At 56.4% G+C, this 20,501-nt stretch carries 20 protein-coding genes and 2 pseudogenes; 9 read left to right on the forward strand and 13 right to left on the reverse strand.

What is annotated here, in order from left to right; translation table 11 throughout:
* Window positions 1-41: 41 nt before the first annotated feature.
* On the reverse strand, window positions 42-860 hold the full coding sequence (locus N8E88_RS09270) for a transporter substrate-binding domain-containing protein (protein ID WP_262292261.1): 819 nt from the start codon (window positions 858-860) through the stop codon (window positions 42-44).
* Between the two features lie 512 nt (window positions 861-1,372).
* Window positions 1,373-3,037, reverse strand: a complete 1,665-nt coding sequence (locus N8E88_RS09275; RefSeq protein ID WP_262292262.1) for a hypothetical protein — start codon at window positions 3,035-3,037, stop codon at window positions 1,373-1,375.
* A gap of 34 nt (window positions 3,038-3,071) precedes the next feature.
* Here N8E88_RS09275 and tnpA point away from each other — a divergent pair, with 34 nt between their 5' ends.
* Genes tnpA through tnpC form a run of 3 tightly spaced genes read left to right on the forward strand, consistent with a single transcriptional unit; the run spans window position 3,072 to window position 5,494 of the window.
* Window positions 3,072-3,464 (forward strand): IS66-like element accessory protein TnpA, encoded by a 393-nt coding sequence (gene tnpA, locus N8E88_RS09280; protein WP_262290514.1) that lies wholly within the window; start codon window positions 3,072-3,074, stop codon window positions 3,462-3,464.
* Window positions 3,461-3,808 (forward strand): IS66 family insertion sequence element accessory protein TnpB, encoded by a 348-nt coding sequence (tnpB, locus tag N8E88_RS09285; protein WP_262290515.1) that lies wholly within the window; start codon window positions 3,461-3,463, stop codon window positions 3,806-3,808. The genes tnpA and tnpB overlap by 4 nt, the downstream gene beginning before the upstream one ends.
* Window positions 3,809-3,853: 45 nt before the next feature.
* Complete coding sequence (gene tnpC / locus N8E88_RS09290; RefSeq protein WP_410010500.1) at window positions 3,854-5,494, forward strand: IS66 family transposase; 1,641 nt, start codon at window positions 3,854-3,856, stop codon at window positions 5,492-5,494.
* Here the strand turns inward: tnpC and N8E88_RS09295 are convergent.
* From N8E88_RS09295 to N8E88_RS09310, 4 genes and pseudogenes are all read right to left on the reverse strand, one after another.
* Window positions 5,495-5,707, reverse strand: a pseudogene (locus tag N8E88_RS09295) (DUF6429 family protein); the annotation flags it as partial.
* 25 nt (window positions 5,708-5,732) lie between these two features.
* The gene (locus tag N8E88_RS09300) at window positions 5,733-6,251 is read right to left on the reverse strand and encodes a hypothetical protein (protein WP_262292263.1); all 519 of its coding nucleotides are present in this window, start codon (window positions 6,249-6,251) and stop codon (window positions 5,733-5,735) included.
* 242 nt (window positions 6,252-6,493) lie between these two features.
* A complete protein-coding gene (locus tag N8E88_RS09305) occupies window positions 6,494-6,694 on the reverse strand; it encodes a DUF2905 domain-containing protein (RefSeq protein ID WP_114432794.1) in 201 nt (66 codons plus the stop codon).
* A gap of 163 nt (window positions 6,695-6,857) precedes the next feature.
* On the reverse strand, window positions 6,858-7,763 hold the full coding sequence (locus N8E88_RS09310; RefSeq protein WP_262292264.1) for a S1C family serine protease: 906 nt from the start codon (window positions 7,761-7,763) through the stop codon (window positions 6,858-6,860).
* A gap of 449 nt (window positions 7,764-8,212) precedes the next feature.
* Here N8E88_RS09310 and N8E88_RS09315 point away from each other — a divergent pair, with 449 nt between their 5' ends.
* The gene (locus N8E88_RS09315) at window positions 8,213-8,488 is read left to right on the forward strand and encodes a carcinine hydrolase/isopenicillin-N N-acyltransferase family protein (RefSeq protein ID WP_410010579.1); all 276 of its coding nucleotides are present in this window, start codon (window positions 8,213-8,215) and stop codon (window positions 8,486-8,488) included.
* 404 nt (window positions 8,489-8,892) lie between these two features.
* Here N8E88_RS09315 and N8E88_RS09320 read toward each other — a convergent pair whose 3' ends face one another.
* Together N8E88_RS09320 and N8E88_RS09325 are read right to left on the reverse strand one after the other, a co-directional pair.
* On the reverse strand, window positions 8,893-9,513 hold the full coding sequence (locus N8E88_RS09320) for a DUF6064 family protein (protein WP_262292265.1): 621 nt from the start codon (window positions 9,511-9,513) through the stop codon (window positions 8,893-8,895).
* A 70-nt stretch (window positions 9,514-9,583) separates the two neighbouring features.
* The gene (locus N8E88_RS09325) at window positions 9,584-10,513 is read right to left on the reverse strand and encodes an aldo/keto reductase (RefSeq protein WP_262292266.1); all 930 of its coding nucleotides are present in this window, start codon (window positions 10,511-10,513) and stop codon (window positions 9,584-9,586) included.
* 527 nt (window positions 10,514-11,040) lie between these two features.
* On the opposite strand from N8E88_RS09325, the pseudogene N8E88_RS09330 reads away from it, so the two are divergent.
* The 3 genes and pseudogenes from N8E88_RS09330 to N8E88_RS09340 all read left to right on the forward strand — a co-directional run.
* Window positions 11,041-11,358: pseudogene (locus tag N8E88_RS09330) on the forward strand (KUP/HAK/KT family potassium transporter); the annotation flags it as partial.
* Window positions 11,359-11,846: 488 nt separating this feature from the next.
* On the forward strand, window positions 11,847-12,158 hold the full coding sequence (locus tag N8E88_RS09335) for a hypothetical protein (protein WP_262292267.1): 312 nt from the start codon (window positions 11,847-11,849) through the stop codon (window positions 12,156-12,158).
* Window positions 12,159-12,483: 325 nt separating this feature from the next.
* Window positions 12,484-12,612 carry an ABC transporter gene (locus N8E88_RS09340; RefSeq protein ID WP_112531282.1) on the forward strand — a complete coding sequence of 43 codons (129 nt, stop codon included), beginning with the start codon at window positions 12,484-12,486 and terminating at the stop codon, window positions 12,610-12,612.
* Between the two features lie 743 nt (window positions 12,613-13,355).
* On the opposite strand, the gene N8E88_RS09345 is transcribed toward N8E88_RS09340, so the two are convergent.
* The 4 genes from N8E88_RS09345 to N8E88_RS09360 all read right to left on the reverse strand — a co-directional run bounded on the left by N8E88_RS09345 (window position 13,356) and on the right by N8E88_RS09360 (window position 17,025).
* Entirely contained in the window at window positions 13,356-13,493 is a 138-nt protein-coding gene (locus N8E88_RS09345) for an SAM domain-containing protein (RefSeq protein ID WP_262292268.1), read from the reverse strand.
* A gap of 27 nt (window positions 13,494-13,520) precedes the next feature.
* Window positions 13,521-14,342, reverse strand: coding sequence for a methyltransferase domain-containing protein (locus N8E88_RS09350; RefSeq protein ID WP_262292269.1), 822 nt, complete (start codon window positions 14,340-14,342; stop codon window positions 13,521-13,523).
* Between the two features lie 38 nt (window positions 14,343-14,380).
* Window positions 14,381-16,231, reverse strand: a complete 1,851-nt coding sequence (locus N8E88_RS09355; protein WP_262292270.1) for an adenylate/guanylate cyclase domain-containing protein — start codon at window positions 16,229-16,231, stop codon at window positions 14,381-14,383.
* Between the two features lie 266 nt (window positions 16,232-16,497).
* Window positions 16,498-17,025 (reverse strand): EF-hand domain-containing protein, encoded by a 528-nt coding sequence (locus N8E88_RS09360; RefSeq protein ID WP_262292271.1) that lies wholly within the window; start codon window positions 17,023-17,025, stop codon window positions 16,498-16,500.
* A 309-nt stretch (window positions 17,026-17,334) separates the two neighbouring features.
* Between N8E88_RS09360 and N8E88_RS09365 the strand changes: the two genes are divergently transcribed.
* Together N8E88_RS09365 and N8E88_RS09370 are read left to right on the forward strand one after the other, a co-directional pair.
* The gene (locus N8E88_RS09365) at window positions 17,335-18,219 is read left to right on the forward strand and encodes a transglutaminase family protein (protein WP_262292272.1); all 885 of its coding nucleotides are present in this window, start codon (window positions 17,335-17,337) and stop codon (window positions 18,217-18,219) included.
* 143 nt (window positions 18,220-18,362) lie between these two features.
* Window positions 18,363-19,124 carry a transglutaminase-like domain-containing protein gene (locus N8E88_RS09370; RefSeq protein ID WP_262292273.1) on the forward strand — a complete coding sequence of 254 codons (762 nt, stop codon included), beginning with the start codon at window positions 18,363-18,365 and terminating at the stop codon, window positions 19,122-19,124.
* Window positions 19,125-19,223: 99 nt separating this feature from the next.
* Here N8E88_RS09370 and N8E88_RS09375 read toward each other — a convergent pair whose 3' ends face one another.
* On the reverse strand, window positions 19,224-20,501 hold the full coding sequence (locus N8E88_RS09375; protein ID WP_262292274.1) for a hemolysin family protein: 1,278 nt from the start codon (window positions 20,499-20,501) through the stop codon (window positions 19,224-19,226).

Consider the following 20,501-nt stretch of genomic DNA (forward strand, 5'->3'; position numbering starts at 1 on the left):
TGGCAAGCGTGCGGGCGGAGCCACCTCCGCCCGCGAGCGCGTTATTTGGCCGGAACTTCGCGGGGCAATTCGGTATAGCTGCCCAGCCACTTTTCCTGGATAGCCTTGACGCGGCCGTCGTCGGTCATCTTGATCATCGCATCGTTGATGGCCTTGTTAAAGCTTTCGCTCTCTGCATTCTTGCGCACCACCCATGCGAAATATTTCGGTTCACCGAACTGGGCTGGCGTGAAGAGAGCAAAGCTCTCCGGGCGGCTCTTGACGAGATAGGTGAGGTTTGGAAGTGACCCAGCGACCGCATCCAGGCGGCCGGCAGCGAGATCGGCATAAGCTTCGTCCGTGGTGCCGTACTCCTTGATCGTCACACCGCCCAGCTTCTGGCCATAGGCCTCAAGCTGCTTGAATTGCGCGGTGCCCTGCTGGACGCCGACGGTCTTGCCCTTGATGTCTTCAGGTTTGGTAAGTTCGCTGTTGTTCGCGGCCTTGAGCAGCGAGACGGTCGCATCGGCAATAGGCAAGGTGAAGCCGTAGCGCTCCAGCCGCTCCGGCGTAATCGTCACCGGGGCAATCACGATGTCGAACTTCTTGACCTCAAGTCCCGGCAGCTCGGCAGTCCAGGGGATATCCTGATACACTGGCTCGGCCCCGATTTCCTTGGCAACCTCATCGAACAAGTCCTTGGTCATGCCCTCATAGGTGCCGTTATTCAACATGTCGAATGGCGCGTAGTGCATGTCGGTGGCAGTGACGATCTTGCCGGCAGCCTTGATGTCCGCAAGCTGGTCGGCCTCGGCGGCGCTGGCAAGACAAAGTGCGGCTAGGCCGAGAAGCGTGCCTTTGACGGTCATGTGAATGCTCATTGCAGTTGCTCCTTTTTGAACCAACGGGGTGGATACGACCAACACGCACTGCGTCGCCGTATTCTAGATCAGAAAGTACCGGACCGATGTACGTGTTTTGCGTAAATCGGCTGCTTCCATCTTCGAGCTGGCGTCAGCGTGACGCACCGCCCGTGCATATTCTGCTTCGCCGCGCAAGACTGCCATGCCTGAACGCTACGAGAAGTCCTTGTTTCCGCGATTCGGCAAAGCGACCGAACTTCGCAGTCTACTCATACGTTTCAGCCAAGCGGCAAGGCAAGAAAATTGACGTCCTATCGGCATCGTTGATAAGTGCGGTTCCGATGCAACGTTATACAACTTTTTGAAGGACGAGCCCGGAACATTCGACAGCGTGAAGCCGGCCAGCGCCTAAAACGGTCGCAATTTCCAATTTCGCGCAGACTGACCCGACCAAGGCAACTTCCAAGTCTGTTTCGGCCTGCACCGACCGCTGGTTCGAGGTCTTGGTCAAAAGAGATCGTGCAGCATTTCTACGGATTGCTCGTTGGACCGGGAGTTGGCGGTAGGGGGGACGGTATATTTGGAATTATGGGATCGGGAGTTGGCGGCAAAGCGGACGGTATTTTCGGTATTGCGGGACCCGGAAGAGGCGATATCGGGGACGGTATATTGGGAATTGTGGGATCGGTAGTGGACGGTATCGGAGAAGGTATCGGAACCGTAAAGCCGCCAATGGGCGATATTGGTGATGGTATCGTAGGGCCTGGGCCAGGAATGCCGGGCAATCCACCTAGTGTCTGCGGCAAAGGCAATCCTCGTTCCTGGAAGAATTTCACAAGCTCTTTGTTGTCGCCAAACTCAAGATCGCCGATCGTCAGCGCGAAGCCGGGTTCGCCCGGGCAGTTGGTTCTGATCTGTCCTTCGGTTGCCGCGGCAGCCAGTTTCATTTCTGCAGCAGCGCGATCGTAGTTTGCCGGTTCGGAGCCAAGCAATTTGGTGGTCAGATTGGCTGCTATCCAGAGTCCGCCATCATCAGCTTCGACCCGTTTTGGGACGAGTGCGTACTGGACCGCGGTCCACGCTGGTGTGAACAGGAAGTGGTGTTCCCCGCCTTTGACCTTGAGCGGTTTGCCATCCGGGCCACGGCCCTGTCTCTGAAAAGGCAAATCACTCAAGAGCACCACGTCCGGGGCGGTCTGCAGGCCAACCGGAACAGTAACGTTTGCGCCGACTGACGGAACTGATACCCAGGCTTCCTCGAACTCCGCTTTTCTGTCTGTCTTGAGCGCCAGCTTGATGTTGCGGCAACCGATATCGGGCTTTAGCATCACGATTGTGTTGCCACCCACCTCCCCTATTTCGAAGCGCGCATCGAACCCGGACGCTATGCTCGCATTTCCGTTGAGGTCGACCGTCGTACCGACGCCTCTTCCTATCAAGGGGTCGACATGCAGATCTACGGATGCCTTGGCGTCGGCCTGCGCATTGAGCGAAAGCTTCAAGCGTCTCCCTTTGGTCCAGGATATGCCGACTGCATTCACCACTATTGCTGCCGCTACCGCTCCTGGGTCAGCAAGCTCGGCGAAAACCCCGACCTCACCGAGAACATCTGCGCTCCATTTTTGATCGGCAAGCCGGCCCTTGAATTGCACCGACTTGACGGTTGCGGTCCTGTTTGCAGCAGGAAGTTGGTTGAATTTGTCTTGAACCAGGTGAGCCACTGTCCCGTTTATCCAAAGAGCAATATCGGCGTCTTTCAATTTGGGTATCCGTATTTGCTCCAGATTTTTTCGCATCCTGACGATGTCATCCTGAATTTCGGAAGGCGGCTCCTTGACGCTGGTTGCCACTGGTTTTTCGTTGAAATCGGTCAGCAGCCATACTCCGCCGTCGAGGATGACAGCGTTGGCCGCCTTAATTTCTTGCGACAGTTCGTTTGGCGGGACGGTCATCCGAACCTTGATCCAGTTTTCATCTTTTGGATCGCGGACCGAAACCGTCTGCGTGAAATCTTGTTTCAAATCGTAAGCGAAGCTGTTTTTGAACGGGAGCTCCAAGGTGAAAGCTTCGGTGAACTGCAACATGAGACCCGTTTCGATAAGGTCGCTCGCATACTCCCTCAACTTGATATTGAACCAGCCCCATCCGAATGTATCCCCACGGTGACGGCCGTCTTGTGATGTGAAGCTTAACATTGGAAGTCCTAGTGGTAACCCTAGGAGTAGTCCTATGACCAAGCAGCACATTGAAGTGATCACGTCGGTCGAGCGTCGGCGTCGGTGGTCTCGCGAAGAGAAAGAACGGCTGGTAGCGGCAACGTTAGAGCCTGAAGCAGTTATCTCGGATGTTGCGCGTTCCGCAGGGATCCATGTCAGCCAATTATTCCGGTGGCGTAAGGAGCTTTGCCAGATGTCAGCGCCGTCGGTCCCACAACTCCTTCCGGTCGAAGTCGTCGCGGCCTTGCCGTCGCCGGAGGCGGTGGAAACACCATCACCTTCTCGGGTGCGCAAGAAGAGCAGCATGGTGACGATCGAGCTTGGCCGCGGCCGACGTATTCGTGTGGAGAGCGATGTCGATACGGAAGCGTTGGGCCGGATCCTCGATGTTGTGGAGCGGCGATGATCCCGGTTCCGAGCGGCGTGAAGGTGTGGCTCGCCACCGGCTATACGGATATGCGCAAGGGCTTTCCCGGTCTGTCGCTGATGGTGCAGGAGACGCTGAAGCGCGATCCGCACAATGGTCATCTGTTTTGCTTTCGCGGGCGTCAGGGCGGATTGATCAAAGTGATCTGGCATGATGGGCAAGGCGCCTGTCTGTTCACCAAGAAGCTGGAAAGCGGACGGTTCGTCTGGCCGTCGGCGGCTGATGGCACCCTGGTGATCACGCCCGCCCAGCTCGGCTATTTGCTGGAAGGCATTGACTGGCGGATGCCACAAAAAACCTGGCGTCCCAGCTCGGCTGGATGATGGAAACTGCTGGAAAGACGGGAGCGAATATGATTCCATCCCGCCATGACCGATGCGGCCAATCAACTTCCAGACGACCTTGCCAGCGCGCATGCGATGATCCTCGCCGAGCGTGCGGGACGCCGTGAAGCCGAAGCAATTGCCGCTCGTGCGCAGGCGGTGAACGCGCATTCGGATGCGTTGATTGCCCGCTTGAGACTGGAGATCGAGAAGCTCAAGCGCGACATCCACGGCAGCCGCTCCGAGCGCAAGGCGCGTCTTCTCGAACAGATGGAATTGCAGCTTGAAGAGCTGGAAGCTGATGCCAGTCACGACGAATTGGCGGCCGAGATGGCGGCCCGATCATCAACCACCGTCAAAGCCTTCGAGCGCAAGCGTCCTTCACGAAAGCCGTTTCCCGAGCATCTGCCGCGCGAACGTGTCGTCATCGCTGCACCTCACACTTGTCCGTGCTGCGGCTCCGGCAAGCTGGCGAAACTAGGTGAGGATATTACCGAGACGCTGGAAGTGATCCCGCGTCAATGGAAGGTCATTCAGACGGTGCGGGAAAAGTTCACCTGCCGCGAGTGCGAGAAGATCACGCAGCCTCCGGCACCTTTCCATGTGACACCACGCGGCTTTGCCGGGCCAAACCTGCTCGCCATGATTCTGTTTGAGAAGTTCGGCCAGCATCAGCCGCTGAACCGCCAGAGCGAGCGCTATGCCCGCGAAGGCATCGACCTCAGCCTCTCGACGCTTGCCGACCAGGTCGGTGCCTGTGCCGCAGCGCTGAAGCCGGTGCATGCGCTGATTGAAGCGCATGTTCTCAGCGCCGATCGGCTGCATGGCGATGACACGACCGTGCCAATCCTGGCGAAAGGCAAGACCGACACGGGTCGCATCTGGACGTATGTCAGGGATGACCGCCCATTTTGCGGCTCCAGCCCGCCGGCAGCCCTTTACTATGCGTCGCGCGATCGGCGGCAGGAACATCCCGAGCGTCATCTTAAGAGCTTCGCCGGTATTCTGCAGGCGGACGCCTATGGCGGCTACAACCCGCTCTTCAAAGTGGATCGCGATTTGGGTCCGCTGACACAGGCACTGTGCTGGGCACATTCGCGCCGCAAGTTCTTCGGGCTTGCCGACATTGCGACGAATGCCAAACGCGGCAAGAACGCCACGCCGATCTCACCGGTTGCGCTCGACGCCGTAAAGCGCATCGATGCACTGTTCGACATTGAGCGCGACATCAATGGCCTTTCCGCCAACGAGCGGCTGCAACGACGCCAGCAGGAAAGCCGTCCTCTTGTCGACGAGCTTGAGAACTGGATGCGGATCGAGAGATCAAAACTGTCGCGCAGCTCGCCGGTCACCGAGCCCATCGACTACATGCTGAAGCGCTGGGAAGGCTTCACGACATTCCTCGGTGACGGTCGGATTTGCCTGACGAACAATGCTGCCGAACGAGCACTGCGCGGCTTCGCCCTCGGCAGAAAATCGTGGTTGTTTGCGGGCTCCGATCGCGGTGCTGACCGGGCTGCCTTCATGGCCACGCTGATCATGACGGCCAAGCTCAATGACATCGATCCGCAGGCCTGGCTTGCCGATGTCCTCGCCCGCATCGCCGATATGCCGGTTACAAAACTCGCAGAGCTGTTGCCGTGGCATTGGAAACCGGAAACAGCGATCATCGCGTCGGCCGCGTAACAGGGCGCGGAACAGTTCTTCCGACCGTCGCAAACCTTCATCGCTTAGAACGACAGACTTCGACTTGTTCGCGGGATCTGCAATCAGACCCTTCTGATGCAAACGGTCCATGACGCCCCAGTCAAACCCTTTCCAGGCGCGACGCTCGTCATGCAGCGTGAGCCATAGTAAGGCGAGAACAGCATCATTGATCTTCTCGTCATCGATCTCCATGCCGGAAACATACCATGCGCACAGGCTAAAATCCTGCGGCCCTCACCGGATGCGTACATCCGAATTCGGGATCGAGTCTCAAGAGAGAGAGCGCGAACACGGCTTGCGCGTCCCCATTTGCCCCTTCTTCTATGCCTTTGAAAACGAGGGAGGCTTGGCCATCAAACTTGACAGTCAGATCCCTTTCCTTCGAATAGGCCTCGAGGCGAAGGAATGCCCAGGCGAAACCGGGTTGAAAGTCGACGCTAACATTCCGCAGATGGACGACGGTGTCCTCACCTGCCTTGAATTTGGGGTCGTAGGCAATTTGTGCGTCCTTCAGGCTCTCCAGCGCGGTGTTCAATCCCCGCTCCGACATAAACAACCCCGCTGGCCACGCTTCTGGAACGGGCTTCTGCCTCAAAAGGTCTTCGGCCTCCGATAGTGATCTCCACTCCGATAGGGTGCGGTCACGCTCGAAACTTAAATGCTGAAGTGCCAGCCACCCGACACCCATGGCTGCAAATAATGCAATTGCAATAATGACGCGTGCGCCCGTTCCCATGGCATGATCCAAAGCCAGATGATGGTAGTGTCAAATTAATGATAACACCTATTGTATTCGGCATACGGCCGACGGCAACAAGGGTATCGCTTCCTTCGATGACTTGTTGTCCCGACGTTACCTGACGTGGCCGCGTTCAATTTGGTCATAATATAATCCTTGCTGTGGTCATGTAGTGCGTTGGAGCGGCAAATCCGTTGGGCCGAATACTGTCACGGCATGGGCAATGCGCCCGTAGCCTTCTAACGATTGATCAGCCAGAGGATCAGCGAAAACACAATGCTGACAAGTAGGCCCGTGGTGATTGGGACGTACATGGTAAAATTCTCGCGCTCGATCAGAATATCGCCCGGCAGTCTTCCAAAGCCAACGCGCGCGAGCCACGGCCAGAGAATACCGACCGCAACGATAACAAGACCGACAATGATCAAGGTTCGGGACATCCTATCCGCACGCTGTGTGTCGTAAATTTCATTGATCGATCGAATGATGAAAACAGACCGGAATTTTAACACAACTGGCAGAGATGTGCCTGCGCGCGTCATCTCCGCCAAGCCACGTCGCTGGACGCTGCTTTATATGCAAACTGTGGGGGGGAGTTCTGTCTCACTGCAAGGGCGGCTTTCTCAGAAAGCTGTTGCGATCGGCCGACTTCACCCGCAGCCATGCCTCGCGCCCGTTGCGCAGGACCCGCAGGGGGATCTCTGCGCCGGCAGGGCCGCTCGTCCACACCTTCCGGTAAAAATCAGCCAGCCCATCAACCTCCTCGCCCCGGATCTCCGAGATGATGTCGCCCTGACGCAGGCCCGCCTGAGCCGCCGGACCTCCTTGCGCGACACTCATAACCACAACCTTTCCGCGGCTCTCGGCAGAGAATGCCCCGAGCCAAGGCCGCGGCGGCTTGTTCACTCGGCCGCGCTTGAGTAGATCATCCAGGATCGGCGGCAACAAATTGATCGGTACGATCATATTGATGTCCGCCATCTCTCCATTGTTGCTCATTTGCAAGTGAAGTGAGCCGATGCCCAGGAGTCTGCCGTCTGTGTCGAGCAATGCAGCCCCTCCCCAGGAAGGATGAGCCGGCGCAATGAAGATCGCCTCATCCAGTACGTACTCCCAATAGCCGGCAAATTCCTGTTTGGCGACGATGTTCGCTCGGACGAGCTGACCGATCCCATCCGCAAGCACAACCGGATCTCCGACCTTGGCCTGGGCTGCATCGCCGAAGTCCACCGCTGGCACGCCGAGCGGCCCAATCGCCTGCACGAGGCCAAATCCGGTTTCTTGATCATAGGCAAGCGCATGCCCTGGAACGACGTGCCCGTCATGGCGGGTCAACCAAACTTCCTCGGCTTCGGTAATCAGGTAACCGATCGTCAGCACCAGCCCGTCCTTTCGAATGACCACGCCGCTGCCCTCTCTCAAGGTACCCAGCGTAGCCGCTGTAAACGCGTCATCGGGAATGGTGGACCGCAAAGCGACCATTGATTGGGAAATCGTATCGATAGTCATGGCATTCGTCCTGACAGCGAGAAGAAACATCTCTTCCGTTATAGGTATGAAGCGGCTCCACCAGCCACAAGAAGCAAGGCGGACGTTTCAGGTAAAAAGTCGCCACCGGAACGAGATGAGGAACATCGAATGGACAATCGAACGTCGGCACTGCGCACACTCTTGCAATCGCCCCATCCGATACCCATTTCTGCCCTCCACCCGTGATCGAGATTAGTGAGCAGCCAGCAATGACGCTCGCTTATCTCCGGGTAATGCGGCGCTCCTCGGAAACGAGTTGAGCGCCGTATTGTATGATGATCATGGACATGGAAGCATGCCGCAGCTGTTGTGCTGACCCGACAGATGTAAACAAGACAGCGGATTGGTACAAAGCGCGGGAAAATCGGCTAATCGATATACATGCAGAAACACTTTGTAGCCGCGCGTGAAGAAAAGCCCGGCGAGGCTTGGCTGACCCGTTTCTTGAAATTATCGCCAAGGCTCAAAGACCATGGGGCGGCTGCACCGATGGTATGAACAAACATGGCTTGGTCGCAAGTCTGACGTTCGGCGGCAGAGAAATTCAGGGTCGGGGATTTTCCGTTATCCTGATGCTGCGCTACATCCTAGAGACCTGCCAGCGGGTCGATGACACCATCAAAGCGCTGAGCCGTATACCAATCGCGGTGAGTCAAAATGTGACGCTGCTCGATCCGCTCATTATGCCACTTTGTTCTTTTTGACAGCATTGGCTGACCCTGGAATGTCTTTAAAACACATTGGTTGAGTTATTTTTGCAGCCACTCTTTATTCGCGGCGTCGCCCGGTCGAAGGACGGTGGATTACATCTGGCCCGGAAAAACATGGTGTCAGTCCATTGGGTGAATTATACGCTGTGCATATGTACACGACTATGGTCTTCCGTAGAGTCTCAAGGCATCAGTTATCAACTGGATGGAAGAACACATATCTCTACCATGAACCATGGCTTTCGCAGCGACCAGAAGCGGGCAGTTGCGAAGGCACAATCGTGGCAATGAGCAGCGTGGTGAGAATGACTCCTAACGGACTAAAAATCGTACGGCGCGCCTACGCTAAGCAGATCTGGTGCAGTACGAGCTCGCAACAGGAATGTTGAACGCGTCGTTTAGGCCCCACTCCTTTTGGCGATCGCCAGCGAAAGTCCAACGAGACACATGGTCAGCGACACCCACCAAATGGAATCGCCCATGGTGAAACGTGTGATGGTGCTGATAACGCACCAGAGCGTCGGGATCACAAACAACAGGACGTCGTAGCGTTGCCAGGTCGATGCCAGAAATCCAATTGTCGCGATTGCTGTCGGATCGGGCATTATACCGAAGACTTCAGACGTTCCCGATCCCCGACCCGCGATCAACGACAGGCCGGGGTAGAGCAGCACGGCCACAGCCATGACGACGACCCCAGCAAGCCCGTCCGGCAGTGACGCTCCGGTTCTGCGCGGTATGACCTGAACGACGAGCATAAGGATCGCCTGCGCCACAAAGCCATAAGCCGCGTAGGTGGCGGCCCAGTTGATGCTTGAAAGACGCGACCAAAGGTAGGCCCAACCGACAAGCAGCCAAAGCGCGGCCAGAACCATCGCAACGATCCGACTGGCGTTTGGCCGGGCACGCGCGAGCAAGCAGACGAGGCCTACTCCCACCAGCAGCGTCAAAATCTGAAGCGGCCAGAGAGCCAGGTTGTAGGCCTCGATCTGCCTGAAATAGACGCGAGGCGAGAACATCAAGAAATCCGAAGGCCCATACGACCACCATTCCGTCACAAGGCGTCCTCATTTCGGGAGATGACAGCCATTACAGGCGTTCCACGTAGTCGATCGTGCGTTTGCGCAAGGCCGGGTCCATGACGGCTCCGGTTGCCGCTTCCATGTTTTCCCGTACATGCGCCACGTTTGCGGTTGCTGGAATTGCGCAGGTGACCGCCGGATGCGAGATGATGAACTTAAGCATCAGTTGTGCCCAAGTCTTCGCTCCGATTTCGGAGACCCAGTCCGGCAAGGGGTGATCCGCCATCTGCGCGATGAGGTCGCCCTGCCTGAAAGGGCGATTGACGATGACGGCGATCTTGCGCTCCGTGGCGAGTGGCAGGATGCGGTCCTCCACATCACGGTCCAAGACATTGTAGGTTACTTGAACGAAATCGATCGGCTGGGACGTCATGATATCTTCGACTTCAGAGTGGCGGCGTCCCTCCGAGGTCGTGATGCCGACATATTTAAGCTGGCCGGCATCCTTCATTTCGAACAGCGTCTGGAGATGCTCTTCCCAGCTCAGCAGATTGTGGACCTGAAGCAGATTGAACTGAGACACCCCCCAAAAGGCTTGAGACTGCCTGATTTGCTCCCGGCCGGATTGCGGATCACTGATCCAGACCTTGTCGGCGGAAAAAAGCGTTCGGGGCCGCGACAGCTTGTCGAGCCCGTAACCGATCGTCTTCTGCGCCGAACCATACATCGGCGAGGAGTCAATCAGCCTGCCTCCTGCCCCGAAGAACGCCTGCATGACGGCGGTACATTCATCTCGCAGTTTTATGTCGTCTCCGACATTGAACGTGATCCAGCTCCCCAGGCCGACGACGGGAATTTCCTCTCCGGATGAAGGAATGGGCCTGGTCAGGACCGATGGCACCTGAGCAGACAGCCGGTCGGGAAAGCCCGCCAGAGCCCCGGAACCCGCTATTAGCGCAAGAGCTTCCCGCCGATTGATTGAGAATCGCCTCGCCATCTTGTCTCCTCGCAAGTCGCGCCGGTTTGCCTCTTATTGGCGGAGTATCGGGTATCCGCTGCCACTTGAAAACCCATAGCCGGGTGACCGCCACTCACATTGAATTGAAGCCATGATGCAGTCCCTAAGTCCCGTAGCGCTTCCGGCTTATGGCGCGGGATGATCAAATAATCTAGCTTCGGCCCGACAAGGCCGGATAGGGTTTCCGCAACATTGATCGAAAGCAATTCGAGGACCTGACGAGAACTGCTGCGGTCTTTGAGGATAATCGGACACTGAGCATCGGGTTGTCGTCTTTATCCTTTAGTTCGTGAGAACGCTCGCACCTCAAAATCTCCATGATGCTGGACGAACTGATTCTCTTGTGTTCAAACGGGGATTGCCCACGACCGGAAACGCGTGGCCTTCAGACGGTTACTGAAACGAACTGAGAAGCAGCTCATGAGCAAAGCCCGGACGGATGACGACGGCAAAATAAGCCATCCTTTGCACGATCCGGATGATCGTCCGACCGGACCTATCCGGTTCTTGTTTTAGGAGCTTTGGGCGTTGTCTATGGCGACATCGGCTCAAGTCCGATCTACGCGTTTCGCGAAGCACTGCATGCTGCTTCCACTGATGGTTCCCTTTTGCGGGCAGATGTCCTAGGCATCGTATCCATGATTTTTTGGGCCCTGACGCTGATCGTCACGGTCAAGTATATCCTGTTTGTCCTTCGCTCAGACCACGACGGCGAAGGGGGCATCCCGGAACAGGTAGCCGAGGCGGTGCGTGTCAACACCGAAGCCCGGCTGCGTGCCCTCAAGATCGGTCTGCTGATTATGGCCGGGCTGGCGTTTCCTGGCCATATTCCCTGCGGGAGGATTGCCAGACTATCGGCCGGGGGGAAATCCCGGCCAATCCCAGGCAACCGGACCATCTGTCAAAGAGCCGTCTTAGTTTGCTGACGACGTCACCAAAGAGCGGTGCTACGTTCTGACGCCCGGTTCGTATCGGTTGTGCCTAGGTACACTCTTTGCTGCGCACTTCGAAACTTCTATACCAAGAACTTGATGCGTTCGTAGTCGCCTTTCAAAACGCCCGTAGCAACAAACTCGATGGTGTCAGTTCCGGCCCCACCGATTTACGCCGCGGGAACTTCAAGCACGCCGGACAGTTTAGCTACATCGGAGAGTTTCGCCGATTCTCCGACAAGGTTCGGCAAGAGGGCCACCCCACTTGAGACCGAGCTTCGCCTGGTGGCTCGCGTCAAATTGAACGTGGAGACGATCGAGGAAGAAGAGGCCATGGAACATGGGCTTGGATTAAGAACACCTGATAGCGAGGTGAGGCCATGAGAGAACGCAAGGCGTCTTATGTTCCCAATCATGCCCGATACGAAATAACGCCGCCCAAGGGGGATGGCCCCTATCTTCGGCGCGGCGCTGAATGTGCGGGCGCGATCGAGGGGATGTTCAAGGATCAGATTGCCCTTCCTTTCAACCACCTCACCTATATCCGGGTGTACGAGAAGGCCAGGCAAGCCGGTTGGCAGGATCAGGAGATACGTAAGGCCATCCTCTTTTGGACCGACCAGATGATGCTTAGCCAGATCGCAGGATCTGACGGCGAGGTCATCGACTATCTCGACGAGTTCTGGCGCTGAAAAATGTGGCTCGACACAGGCACAATTCAGATCGTGAAGCGCCGCTGCCAAGTCCGATATGTTCACGACGCCAACCCTGCCTCTTTGGTTGATCCCAAAAGTCCCCATAGTTTGCCTCTTTGCCCTCTGGATCGATTTTTTCGAAAGCGACTACCGCCTCCTCGAAGCGGTTCATTGAGAAGTAAGCCAAGAGAGGTCCGCGCAACTAAGGTGTGGCTATCGGGGCACTACCCATATGTTTCTCGATGCCACGCCTGGCGCTCAACACTATCTATGGTAGCCTCGAGTCGTTGGCCTACTTCAACTTGATGAAAAGGATCTTCGAATGAACAAAGTTCTGATCACCGTCGTTGCCGTACTAACAGTGATGAGTTTAAGTGCCTGCGGATCAATCGGCAAAGGAAAAGCTCCTCCGCCAATGGCGGAACCGACTGCAGCGCCAGTCTATAAATAGAGGCTGGTTCTGTACTGTGGGAAGGTGAGTACACCTTCCCATTCCATCCATCGCAAGACACCGGCACTCCATACGTGCAATCGGTAGTAAATACTTAGCGCCGGTTTATAACGAGCCGTGCTTAAAATTTCTGAAGATGATGGTCGAGCGGTCGTCTGTTGTATCACCGGTGCTTGCCTTCACGGTAGCGGGGTGTGCACCGAACTCGGAAATAAAGCCGAATGTCGTGTCCTGGAACAATCAAGGCTCGGTGGAAATCAGCGCTCCTTCGATCACGGCGACATTCCAACAGAAGGACGGGCGATACCTTAGAGTCCCGCTCCCGCTATCCCCTCACCTACAGCCAAACTTAGCAATTTTCACCGCCTGGACGAGGCGGGGCAGAGGATCAGTCGCGAAGCGCCTGGCCTTGCTTCGGCTTCAGGAAATGTCCCTTGATGCTCCCCCACCCATCGGTTTTTGCGACAGGCCGACTTCTTGAGCGTATAATCTCGAAATTGCATGTCAGGGGTTTTGAATGCACATAGCTGCAATCCGAGTCTTGACTGTGGGAGGCACCAAATGACCTTTTCAAGGAAACTCAAGATTGCCCTTCTGACAGGGATCGTCTTCGCGGATGACATGCCAAGCGGGGATGGGTGTCGCAAAACCCTTGAGCCGCCGCACACCTAGATCGGTCATTTCAAACAAGCCGGCAACAAGATGCTGCGTGCTGCCAGAGATGACGACGGTGTTTGGTTCGGCTAGCGCCTGCAAGCGTGCAGAGAGGTTGGGTGTTTCGCGAGATGCCGCAGCGCGTCGCAGTCGACTTCATTGAGGGTAAACGCCTCGACGTATTTATCCAGTCCCAGCTTGCCCAGCCATGAGGCGATGTCCGACATGACGGTTACCTCGCTGTATATCAGAGCCTAAGGCCGTCGAATGACGTAGCCATAAAAATTGCTTGCACCGAAGAAGATACCGTTAGCAGAGTCGTTCTGCAGGCCCTCAGCCCAGGCGTTTGCCTCTTCATCGGTCATTGCGCCGGCTTTGGGTAGCAGTCGGCGGAAGGATTCAATGGCTGGTGCCCAAAAATCGGCTTTGCCAACTTCGGCGAGAATGTAGGGAAATGTGGTGACGAGCTGCAAGTCGGCCGCCTCAACGAGGCGGGGCATCTGCCGCATCACCCGTGGGCTGGTTACCACGCCGCCAACGACTGCATTGTCGTAGGCTTGTCCCTTGACTGGATCGGCATGTCCGAACGTCATGGATGCGTAATCACCGTCGAAGATACCGATCATCCCGCCGGGTCGAACGAGCCGCGCCGCTTCCTTCAGAACAAGTATCGGCTCATCGACGTGGCTGAGCAGGGTGTGTGCCACAAGCGCATCAAAGGAACCGTCGGCAAGTTCGAGCTTGCGGCTGTCGCCCGCGCGAAATTCCGTGCGGTCGCCCAACCCTTCATCGTCCGCCAGTTTGCTGGCTGCCCTTGCCAAAGCTTTACTGAGATCAATCCCGAGCACGCGTCCTGCAAACCGTGGGCGGCGAGCGATCGCCCGAGCCGCGACACCAGTGCCGCACCCAAGGTCAAGGACGGATTTTGCCGTGTCTATCTCCATGGCACCAAGGTAATCGCGTAGCATTCCGTCGAAGAGCGGATGCTTGCCACGGGTCTCCAGTCGCGTGACGATCACCTGCAGCAGAGTGTCGTCGAGTTTGTCGGTGACGGCATAGGGATCACTGGGCTTCATGACATTATTACTCCACCTGCAATCGGCTCACGGCTTCGCTATTTCACGGGCAGTCCCGCCTTGGCGAGATCGGCGAGATAGGTCGTAAGAAGCGGTTCGACGTGTTGCGGTTGCTTCGTTGTAGGCCAAACTGCTTCCTTCTGGATGGTCCAGCCTGGTTTGGCTTTGAGAAGCTTTGCAATGCTAGACCGTGCCTCGTCCAGCTTGCCCAGTCGCGCATAGGCTGCCGCCAGATTGACGTTCCACGGTGCTTTCATTTTTTGGAGTGTGGCCACAGAATCTGCGGGACGGTCAGCGAAATAATAGGCCATTGCCAAATATCCAAAATACCAGTCCATAGGGCTGGCATCGCGCCGGATCGATTCTTCCAGCCGTTCAATCGCCAGGTCGTATTTCCCGGCGTTGACCAAATAGTATGCAAGGTCCGCGCGGGCAAATGCATCATAGGGGACAAGCTTGGCTGCCGCTTCAGCCTCGACCACCGAGCGCGCGAAATCGCCGTCGTGCAACTGGTATAGGGGTGCCATCATCCAATGGGATAACAAGGTCTCGAGCCGCGATTTGTGTGGTATGGCCGCTGCTTCGGTACCCATCTTCCACGCCATTTCCGTATCGCGCCAAGGGTCATCGGTCCAGTCGTTGTAGAGGTTCTGCATGTATGAAGCTGCTATTTTTGTCCGCAACAGTGCGGAGTCCGGAAATTTCGCCAACCCTTCCTGCCAGATTACCCGTCCCTTCTCATTGCCGTCTTTGGTGAATTGAAAGAAAAACTGATGGCCACGCAGATAATAATCGTATTCCTCCAGACCGGGAGCCGATTTGCTCCAGGCGTCTATCTCTTCCTTTTTCCTGATCTCTCCTTTCATGCCCGCAACGGTGGCATAAATCCTGTTGGCCACGTCGTCCTGTAGGGCTGGCACATCGCTGCCCTCTTCGTCATAGCGGTCCGCCCACACATGTTCTCCCGTCGATGCATCTACGAGCTGGGCGGTGACGCGCACATTATTGCCCGCTTTTCTGACGCTTCCTTCAATCACGTAGTTGACTTTCAGGTCATCCCCGACCTGTTGCACCTTCACGGGCTTGTCATAGACGAAACTCGAGGTGCGGGAGACGACGCGCAGACCGGGATAGGACGACAGCATGGTGATGATGTCCTCTGCAATACCCGAGCCAAGATAGTCCTGGGCCGGATCGCCGCTCATGTTGGCGAAGGGCAGGACCGCGATAGAGGATTCGCGCGCCAAGGCTGCAGTCCGCTGCAGCGCGTACCAGACACCACCCCCCGCGATCAGCAGAGCGATGAGGCCGCCAACTGCGGCGGTGGGCCAATATTTTCCCTGCTTGCCCGCACGTCTCGGCGGCAACGGAATTCCGTCGAACTTGACCCGGAAGATTTGTATCGGCTCAGCGATGTTCTTGACCTTCTGCTCGCCCATTGCCTCGAAGACGAAGGAGAGTTTCTTCTCCACCTCACGTGCCACCTTGGCCGACACGCAAATGCCGCCTGAATCGGCCAACTGTTCGAGTCGAGCGGCGATGTTGACGCCATCGCCGTAGCAGTCATCGCCCTCAACGATCACCTCGCCGAGATTGATGCCTATGCGAACCTTGATCCGCTGATCCTCTATGACGTTGACGTTGCGTTCCGCCAGCCCCCGTTGCAGGCTCACCGCGCATTCGACGGCATCGACGACGCTGCCGAACTCTGCCAGGAGGCCATCGCCCATAAGCTTGAATATACGGCCATGATGGCGGGCGATTTCGGGTTCGAACAATTCCTTTCGGCCGGCCCTGAGACGCTCGAAGGTTCCCTGTTCGTCCTGCTCCATGAGTGTGGAGTAGCCAACGACATCGGCGGCAAGAATAGTAACAAGTTTACGGTCCATGACCGTCCCCCTTGTCACAGACTATATCACAAACTAACAGAAGGCGCGCTTTCGAACAGGAGGATGAAGGCCATTCACCTCACCAATGTCACGTCGAAGAAATGCCGACACGTTTTGGGTCTCCTTAAAGGGGAGTGCCTGGCCCATTTCCTTTATTGAATGAGCTTTTAAGTCGACATCAACCTCCGGTTCGCGCCATCTTCAAACGGCGCGAACCGGAGGTCCGCGTCAGCAAAATCCGTGAACGCTATACGCTATGCTATATTTTAATTCTCGTCATTGCCGTTTTCGCGATGTTGCTGATGGCCGCGGCGTTCATGTCCCTTGTGGGTGTCCTTACCGTGGCGAAGTTCGCTTCGTTCTAACTTCCCATCGTCATTGCGATCCATCAACGCAAAACGCTTTTCTTTCTGCTTTTCGACTTCTGCAATCGTCACCACTCCGTCACCGTTGACATCGAGGCGATTGGTCATTCGCCGGGCCTGCCGTTCGACGATGCGTTTCATCACCATCGCCTGGATTTCATCTTGCGATAGCGTTCCGTCGCCGTTGGTGTCGGCTTGCTTCAAACGATCCATGTTGGTGAACTCAGACAGGTCCACAGCGCCATCATCGTTCTTGTCCATTTTCCCTTGCATCGGTTTTGCAGTATTGCTGTCGGAAGCGGGTTTGGTTTGCGCGGCGGCGGCTGGTGTCTGGGCCTGTGCTGGCGTTTCCGTTTGTGCGAACACGCCGCTCACGGCAAAAACAGTGAGAAATGTGCCAGACAGAACGAGAGCTAGAATGCGTTTCATTTTATTGTCTCCTGCATCGCGCGGTTTATCCGCTCGTAAGGAGAACGTAGTGGTGCGAAAATGAATAGAAGATGATCGGTGGGATTAATCTTTTGTAATGCTCGACCCGCTGCCTACAGTTCCCCGACAATGGGTGTTTTAGAATAAGCTGTAGGGCACCTGCATTCGATTTTTTCATCGCGCCAGTTGTCGTTGAATTGATGCGGTTCTGGAATGCCGGGCGTTTCCAATGGCACGAACGTTTCAAACATCGAATGCGTCAGTTATGATCAATTGTTGCGGCAGAAACGACTTTCAGCAAAGTAAACCATGACGATTTTTTCGGTCAGACATTCGACGGTGTATCGCTACGTGCGACCAGTTGCATTCGGTGAGCATCGCCTGATGTTTCGTCCGCGAGACAGTTTTGACCAGCGCCTTTTAGAGGCGACATTGGTTGTCGAACCAGAGCCCAAACAAATACGTTGGATTCACGACGTCTTCGGCAATTGTGTCGCGCTCATCGACGTCACTGCAACTGCGTCGGAGTTGCGCTTTCACAGCCATATTCGCCTCGACCACACACCAGACGTGGCTCTTGATCTGCAGATTGATGACAAGGCGCTCAACTATCCCTTCGCTTATGCGAACGATGAGATTGCTGATCTGGAGCGCACCATTGAACGTCACTATCCCGATCAGGACGATGAAGTCGGCCGCTGGGCCAGACAGTTTGTTCGGGTCGGCCATCCGACGGAAACGGGCCACCTGCTCATGACGCTCTGCTACGGAATTCATGAGAGCTTCGTGTATGAGCGTCGCGCAGCTCGGGGAACGCAGTCCCCTGTTCAGACTTTGCAACTACGGCGAGGCACCTGCCGGGACTTTGCCGTGCTGATGATGGAGGCCGCCCGTTCATTGGGTTTAGCGGCGCGCTTTGTTACGGGGTACATTTACGTGCCAAGTCGCGATGGTTCGACAACACGGGGCGGCGGATCTACTCATGCATGGTGCCAGATCTATCTTCCGGGAGCCGGATGGGTGGAGTTCGATCCAACGAACGGGATCGTCGGAAACAGGGATCTGATCCGGGTCGCTGTTGCCCGCGATCCGCGCCAGGCCATTCCGTTGACAGGAAGTTACGACGGCAGCGCCTCGGACTACGATGGAATGTCGGTGCAGGTGAATGTCACTACGGAAAACACGATGCCATGATTGAAGGTTTATAGGGAACCCATCGTGGCTCCTTGGCGTTGCCGCATGATTGTTAACAAGGCAGTCGGCTATCAATCAAGGAGAGACGATGAAGATCTCGCGCAGGGTTCACGTTGGGCTACGAGTGCCCGGAGCCTACAGCGATGTTGCTCGTGCTCAATATTCATCCGTCTCGGCGTGTCGATCTTCTGACGGAACAGAAACTGACTTTCGACCAGCCAATCGATGCGTGGGGTTATACGGATGGATTTGGCAATGCCTGCACCCGTATCGTCGCCCCGCCCGGACTTACGACAATTTCCTCTGAATTCGTAATCTATGACGGCGGCGAGCCAGACGTCATTCCCCGAAATGCCATCCAGCACGAAATCAAGGATTTGCCCGACGATGTGCTCGTCTTCCTCCTCGGTAGCCGCTATTGCGACACGGACAGACTTGGCGACTTTGCCTGGTCGCAGTTCTCATCGACACCCTTGGGATGGCCTCGGGTTGAGGCGATCCGGGACTACGTCCATGACCACATAGCCTTCGACTATCAGAAAGCCGATCCGCTAAGAACAGCCTTTGGCGGATATACGGACAGGACAGGCGTGTGCAGAGATTTTTCCCATCTCGCCATCACCCTGTGCCGCTGCATGAACATTCCCGCGCGCTATTGCACGGGCTATCTTGGCGACATCGGCGTCCCGTTCAATCCGGATCCCATGGACTTCAGCGCATGGTTCGAAGTATATCTTGGCGGTCACTGGCACACCGTCGATGCTCGCCACAACACGCCGCGCATAGGGCGCATACTCATGGCCACCGGGCGTGACGCAACCGACGTGGCCATATCGACCAGTTTTGGTGCCTCGTTACTAACGCGCTTTGAGGTAATCACAGAGGAATTAAAAACGGCGAATTGACGGGGCCGCCTACGGCTCGTGCCGGCCACGGCTTCAACCTCAGGCCTGCTGTGTCTGACGGTAATCATCGCTGACTCTCTTTCGCGCCTCCAATCAGCGCTATGGCAAGCGAGAAGCCAGAACCTTATCGACGCGCCGATGATCAAGGTCGACGACTTCAAAGCGCCAATCGTCGAAATCGATCGCTTCACCCGTTTCCGGAATTCGTTCCAATCGATCGATGATGAAGCCGGCTACGGTTTCGTAAGGACGGGTCTTCGGAAGGTCGATGCCCAACAGGTCAGCCATTTCGTCCGCTGGCATCCATCCCGCGAGCAACCACGATCCGTCATCACGGCGAACCGCCTCCGGTTCCGACTGATCCTCGTCCGACCGGAAAGCACCAGCTATCGCGTCAAGAATGTCAGCGGGCGTCAGCAGACCTTCGAAGTGGCCATATTCATCATGAACCAGCGCCATCGGCACAACGGAGTCGCGCAAGACTTTGAGCGCCGCCAGGGCATCGAGCGTATCGGGAACCACGGGAGAACTGCGTATGTGATCGCGCATCAGAACCTGCGAAGCCGAGAGCAACGGCTCGATCATGTCCCTTAGCATGATGACACCGATGACGTCGTCACGGTCATCGTCAAAGACGGGCAAGCACGAATGGTTGCTGGCGATCAGCTTCCGCTTGAGAGAAGCGATGTCTTCGTTGACCTTGACCATTTCGACTTCAGTACGTGGGGTCATCACGGCCCGGACACTGCGGTCGCCGAGGCGGATGACACCCGAGATCATCGAGCGTTCGGCTTCTTCGATCACCCCAGTACTGCCGGCCTCGGCAATGATCGTCAGGATCTCTTCGTCGGTAACTGCGCTTTCGGAGGCTGTGGAGATACCGAACAGTTTGAACACTCCCCTGGTGGATGCATCGAGCAGCCAAACAACAGGGGCGGCAATCCCTGAAAGAATGTTCATCGGCTTTGCAACGGCGCAGGCGATGCGCTCGGGATTCTTCAATGCCAGATGTTTTGGAACGAGTTCGCCGATGATAACAGACAAGAACGTGATGACGCCGATAACCAGGATGTAACCGAGCACATCGGCGATGTCGGCGCGCACTCCGGCAGCGGAAAGGAATTGTCCCATTCGGGAGCCAAGCGTTGCCCCGGAATAGGCACCAGCAACAATGCCGACCAGAGTGATGCCGATCTGGACCGTCGAAAGGAATTTTCCCGGGTTCTGAGACAGGGCGATCGCCGCGCGCGCGCCAGGAACGCCGCGGTCGGCCAGCATTTCAAGACGGGCTTTCCGCGATGATACGACCGCGAGTTCCGAAAGTGCAAACACGGCATTGAGGACAATAAGGAAACCGACGATCAACAATTCAAACAT

This window comes from Phyllobacterium zundukense, from assembly GCF_025452195.1.
GTDB classification, from domain to species: Bacteria; Pseudomonadota; Alphaproteobacteria; order Rhizobiales; family Rhizobiaceae; genus Phyllobacterium; species Phyllobacterium zundukense_A.

What these genes read in the sequence shown, in the direction of transcription:
- N8E88_RS09310 (WP_262292264.1), bottom strand. Translation starts at nt 7,763, where the DNA reads ATGACTATCGATACGATTTCCCAATCAATGGTCGCTTTGCGGTCCACC.
- tnpB (WP_262290515.1), top strand. Translation starts at nt 3,461, where the DNA reads ATGATCCCGGTTCCGAGCGGCGTGAAGGTGTGGCTCGCCACCGGCTAT.
- N8E88_RS09300 (WP_262292263.1), bottom strand. Translation starts at nt 6,251, where the DNA reads ATGGGAACGGGCGCACGCGTCATTATTGCAATTGCATTATTTGCAGCC.
- N8E88_RS09325 (WP_262292266.1), bottom strand. Translation starts at nt 10,513, where the DNA reads ATGGCGAGGCGATTCTCAATCAATCGGCGGGAAGCTCTTGCGCTAATA.
- tnpC (WP_410010500.1), top strand. Translation starts at nt 3,854, where the DNA reads ATGACCGATGCGGCCAATCAACTTCCAGACGACCTTGCCAGCGCGCAT.
- N8E88_RS09275 (WP_262292262.1), bottom strand. Translation starts at nt 3,037, where the DNA reads ATGTTAAGCTTCACATCACAAGACGGCCGTCACCGTGGGGATACATTC.
- N8E88_RS09365 (WP_262292272.1), top strand. Translation starts at nt 17,335, where the DNA reads ATGACGATTTTTTCGGTCAGACATTCGACGGTGTATCGCTACGTGCGA.
- N8E88_RS09270 (WP_262292261.1), bottom strand. Translation starts at nt 860, where the DNA reads ATGAGCATTCACATGACCGTCAAAGGCACGCTTCTCGGCCTAGCCGCA.
- N8E88_RS09375 (WP_262292274.1), bottom strand. Translation starts at nt 20,501, where the DNA reads ATGTTTGAATTGTTGATCGTCGGTTTCCTTATTGTCCTCAATGCCGTG.
- N8E88_RS09335 (WP_262292267.1), top strand. Translation starts at nt 11,847, where the DNA reads ATGAGAGAACGCAAGGCGTCTTATGTTCCCAATCATGCCCGATACGAA.
- N8E88_RS09350 (WP_262292269.1), bottom strand. Translation starts at nt 14,342, where the DNA reads ATGAAGCCCAGTGATCCCTATGCCGTCACCGACAAACTCGACGACACT.
- N8E88_RS09340 (WP_112531282.1), top strand. Translation starts at nt 12,484, where the DNA reads ATGAACAAAGTTCTGATCACCGTCGTTGCCGTACTAACAGTGATGAGT.
- N8E88_RS09305 (WP_114432794.1), bottom strand. Translation starts at nt 6,694, where the DNA reads ATGTCCCGAACCTTGATCATTGTCGGTCTTGTTATCGTTGCGGTCGGT.
- N8E88_RS09355 (WP_262292270.1), bottom strand. Translation starts at nt 16,231, where the DNA reads ATGGACCGTAAACTTGTTACTATTCTTGCCGCCGATGTCGTTGGCTAC.
- N8E88_RS09345 (WP_262292268.1), bottom strand. Translation starts at nt 13,493, where the DNA reads ATGTCGGACATCGCCTCATGGCTGGGCAAGCTGGGACTGGATAAATAC.
- N8E88_RS09370 (WP_262292273.1), top strand. Translation starts at nt 18,363, where the DNA reads ATGTTGCTCGTGCTCAATATTCATCCGTCTCGGCGTGTCGATCTTCTG.
- N8E88_RS09360 (WP_262292271.1), bottom strand. Translation starts at nt 17,025, where the DNA reads ATGAAACGCATTCTAGCTCTCGTTCTGTCTGGCACATTTCTCACTGTT.
- N8E88_RS09320 (WP_262292265.1), bottom strand. Translation starts at nt 9,513, where the DNA reads ATGTTCTCGCCTCGCGTCTATTTCAGGCAGATCGAGGCCTACAACCTG.
- tnpA (WP_262290514.1), top strand. Translation starts at nt 3,072, where the DNA reads ATGACCAAGCAGCACATTGAAGTGATCACGTCGGTCGAGCGTCGGCGT.